The following is a 4,583-nucleotide window of genomic DNA, read 5'->3' as shown; positions in this document are numbered from 1 at the left end:
GTAATCGTTCCAAATCAGCTTCTAATCAAGAAAACAACGCATTAGAAGTGAACCTGGCCGCAGCCGATGAAATTGCCAGACAATTACGATTACGGGATATGGGAGGTATCATTGTTGTTGACTTTATTGATATGCAGAATAATGAAAACCGTCAGAAAGTTTTCGAAAAAATGAAGCAGGCTATGGCCTCAGATCGCACCAAGCACAATATTTTACCATTAAGTAAATTTGGCTTGATGCAGATTACGCGCCAACGTGTAAGACCTGAGATGCATATTAATACTGACGAAGGATGCCCTACCTGTAATGGATCTGGCAAAATCGAACCTTCATTATTCTGGCCAGAAAAATTTGAAGCTGCTGTAAAAAAAGCTGTGCATGACCTTAGAGTGAAAAATTTGACCTTGAATGTACACCCGATGGTATATGCGTACCTAAAAAAAGGATTTCCTTCTTTAGTGCTAAAATGGAAGTTCAAGTACACATTTAACCTGAAGGTTGTTGCATCCGACTCACTAGGAATACTAGAATTCAAGATATTAGATAATGATAAAAATGAGGTTGACCTGTCCTAGGTCAACCTTTTTTTGTTTTAAGTGATGTAAGTCATGGAAAAACACACATACCCTATGTCACCCACTCCTTCATTTCAGGTGTCTTTAATCTAACAACATCGATAGAAAAATCTCAGTGTAAAAAATCATGTTAAAACAAGACTTATTAACGTCTTAATAACAAGTGTTGCTACTCTGTGAAAAAACTAAATGTTGTAACTTTGTAAACATATACAGATGTAGATATATTGGTTAACTACAATTGTAAGGAAAATCAATATTGAGCGTCAAAATGTAAAAATAAATAAGTTGGATCAGTTATTGTGGTACATGGGAATATAATACAGTGACTATCCGGGATTAAATAAGACAAATGGGGTTTACAGTAATCATGATTACACCTAATAACAGTGTAGGAGTGTAAATTTCATTCGGCAACTGAAAACAAATTAAAACGTATGAAAAGGACATTAGCAGCTTTGGTACTTATGTTGACCGTTTTTGCAGGAAGTTTTGCACAAATGGAGCAACATATTACCTGGAAATTCTCAACAAAAAACATTGAAGACGGAAAAGTCGAAATTATTTGTGAAGCAACAGTCGACGAAGGATGGCATGTATACTCTTCTGAACTTCCTGAGAATACAGCTCTGCCAACTAATATTGAGATCGAAGAGAGTGATGCTTATACTATTTTGGAAGGAATCACTGAAGAACCAAAAGCCACTGCCCATTATGATGAGACATTCGAGGCAGAATTAAAGTGGTTTGAGGGAAAAGCCATTTTCAAAAAAGTCGTTCAATTAAATCAGAAAGGCGATGTCGTTATTAAAGGCTACATCGAATCTATGATATGTAATGATGAAACTTGTATGCCTCCTGAAATGGTTGACTTTGAACTAAAAGTTAAGAGTTCAGAGGCCGTAGCAGCAGCAGAAAAAGCTAAACCAGATACAAAAGCTGGACAAACAGAAGAAGAGGAATCATATTGGGCTATCTTTCTATTAGCATTTGGTGGTGGTTTAGCAGCACTACTAACACCATGTGTTTTCCCAATGATACCAATGACTGTAAGCTTTTTTACAAAAACAAGTGCAACAAAAGCAGCAGGTATCCGAAACGGTATTCAATACGGTATTTCAATTATTGTTATCTACCTGATTCTTGGAGTAGCAGTATCGGCAATTTTTGGAGCCAGTGCCTTGAACGAATTATCAACTAACGTTTGGTTTAACCTCTTCTTTGCATTACTACTGGTCGTATTTGCTTTCTCATTCTTTGGTGCATTCGAAATCGTAATGCCAAGTTCATGGGTTAACTTTGCTACTAAAGGGGAAGAAAAAGGTGGATTTATTGGTACTTTCTTTATGGCCTTTACATTGGCTTTGGTTTCTTTTAGCTGTACCGGACCAATTGTAGGTGCATTACTTGTAAAAGCAGCAACAGGTGGTTATATGGGACCAATTGTTGGTATGCTTGGATTCTCATCTGCTTTGGCACTTCCATTTGCCTTTTTTGCAGCTTTCCCTGGTTACTTAAACTCATTACCAAAATCTGGTGGTTGGTTAAACTCAGTGAAGGTTATTCTTGGTTTCCTTGAATTGGCTTTTGCATTTAAGTTCCTATCAGTAGCTGATATGACTATGGGATGGCACATTCTTGAAAGGGAAGTATTCATTGCAATTTGGGTAGCAATTTTCGGTGCTATGGGCTTCTATTTACTTGGAAAAATTCGATTACCACATGACTCACCAATGGAATATATTCCGGTATCACGTTTTGTATTCGCATTAGCTGTATTCGGCTTTACCATCTATATGCTTCCTGGTATCTGGGGTGCACCTGTTAACCTGATTAGTGGTATGCCACCATCAAAAGACTATTCAGAGTCACCATTTGGGGTTGGTTATGAGGCACCTGTTTCAGCAGGAGGAGGTGGTGCACATTTTGAAATGCCTGAAGGAATGCATTATGGACCACAAGGTATCCCTGCCTTTGATGATTACGATAAAGCACTGGCTTATGCCAAGAAGGTAAATAAACCAATTCTACTTGACTTTACAGGCAAAGGATGTACAAATTGCCGTAAGATGGAAGATAAAGTTTGGTCTAATACAGATGTAAAAAGGACATTAACTGAAGACTATATTTTGGTTTCGCTTTATGTTGATATTCGTGAAAAACTGGATGAACCTTATATATCTGAAATAACAGGCAAGAAGATCAGAACTGTTGGTCAAAAGTGGGCCGAATTCCAAATGGAACGCTACCAACAGCAAGGACAGCCATACTACGTTATCATTGATGAAGATGAGAACACTCTAAATACACCAGTTGCTTACGACCCGGATATTAAGAAATATCAAAACTGGCTTAATGATGGTCTTGATAAATACAAGAACAGGTAATTTCACAATTTAAGTCAATCAAAATAATCAAAAGCCCTCTTAATGAAAAGGAGGGCTTTTTCTTTAGGCAGGTGTAAATCAACGTTAATGGATAAAAATCTGCGATTAGTAAAAATCTTATACCTATGTTTTATACAAATAGTTAAATACTTTAGTTTTAATCTATTATTTGTACAAAACCATCCCTATGAATAGGATAATATTAATCGTATCAATCGTCTTCCTTTCTTTAAACTGGATATCGGCTCAAAAAAATTTTGGTCAACTTTCTGAAGAACAGATATATCGAAAAGGAAATAAATACAACACTTGGTCTATCACAATTGGTGGAGGTCCGGTTATTTACTATACGGATGTAATCGATTATACTGCCTTTCCCAGCAGTAACTGGAAGTTTGCCCCCACTGTTATGCTTAGCAAGCAATTTAACCGGCCCTGGGGAATTGACCTACAATGGCTAATGGCCGATATGTATGGGCAAAAAAATCACCGCTACTTTGAAGGCGACCTTCATGACATTAGCATCAACGGAACTTTAAATGTGAATCAACTGGCTATTTTTGGCCCTATTAATGATAAATGGAATATTTACGTCAAATTAGGAATTGGATTAACCTACTTTCGAAGTAAATTACATCGTCTGACACCAGGTAGTTATACTGATCCAATTACAGGAGAAATTGAAATTCTGAATCCGGGAGATGTTTTAAAGGTGAAACACGTATATGAAAATGTAGCTGGTTATCCAACTCCACACGGTTGGCATGCGGATGATTATTTAGTGCAAGGATATGAGCGTAACGGAGATGGCGCTCCTGATAAAGAAACAAACCGCCAAAATGAAGTAATCATTCCCTTCGGTATAGGCGTAAAATATCGTGTTAACAAGAGTTTCGATATAGGTACCGAAATTTTGATGCGACACATGAATGGTGATAATTTAGATGTTAATCTAACAGGAGCGGACAATGACAGTTATATGCTTGCCTCATTAAACTTAACCTATAAAATCGGGAAAAAGAATAAACGACATGCCGCCTGGACCTATAAAGACTTTAACCTGAATTACAAAAGGAGACGAAAAGACGATCCAATGGCTCATAAATTGGATTCCTTAAAGCGTCAGATTGAGCTGATGGCTGCATTGGATTCTGCTAAAACAGACACAAGTACTATCATCACCGAATCAGTCGAATACAAAGAAACTGTTTCCGCATCTATCTTCTTTGATTTCGATAAATCAGATATCACTCAGGATGCGCATATGTCGCTGGCGAAAGTGGCATATGTAATGAATCAGGATAAATCGCTGAGAGTAAAAATAGTTGGCTATTGTGATGAAAGAGGATCATACGAATACAATGTTAAACTAAGTCAACGACGATGTAACGCTGCACTTAGAGTTCTTGTAGACGAATATGACATTGACCCTGATCGATTTGAAATCGATTACAAAGGAGAATCAGAATTACTTTCTGACACACAAAAACTGGCACCAAGAGGTCTTCATTTAGTGAATAGAAGAGTTGACTTATTCGTGATTATTGAATAACAAAGCATGAAAAGTTTTTTATACACATTTATATCAGTATTCATACTGTCGTGCTACTCGACATTGACC

3 protein-coding genes are annotated in these 4,583 nt (G+C 37.1%); all 3 read left to right on the top strand.

The features are described from left to right. Positions 1–575: ribonuclease E/G (locus AC4MRQ_RS24990; protein ID WP_491200460.1), on the top strand; the 575-nt coding region annotated here is incomplete at its 5' end. Positions 576–1,012: 437 nt separating this feature from the next. Next, a complete protein-coding gene (locus AC4MRQ_RS24985) occupies positions 1,013–2,962 on the top strand; it encodes a protein-disulfide reductase DsbD family protein (RefSeq protein ID WP_491200459.1) in 1,950 nt (649 codons plus the stop codon). A 187-nt stretch (positions 2,963–3,149) separates the two neighbouring features. After that, positions 3,150–4,514: an OmpA family protein gene (locus AC4MRQ_RS24980; RefSeq protein WP_491200458.1), complete on the top strand. Its 1,365-nt coding sequence runs from the start codon at positions 3,150–3,152 to the stop codon at positions 4,512–4,514. Positions 4,515–4,583 lie beyond the last annotated feature (69 nt).

Source organism: Carboxylicivirga sp. (assembly GCF_982718395.1).
This window is presented reverse-complemented; position numbering and strand designations above follow the sequence as displayed.

Bases quoted from the DNA above. Each gene is read 5' to 3' on its own strand.
- AC4MRQ_RS24980 (WP_491200458.1), top strand. From the start codon at position 3,150: ATGAATAGGATAATATTAATCGTATCAATCGTCTTCCTTTCTTTAAAC.
- AC4MRQ_RS24985 (WP_491200459.1), top strand. From the start codon at position 1,013: ATGAAAAGGACATTAGCAGCTTTGGTACTTATGTTGACCGTTTTTGCA.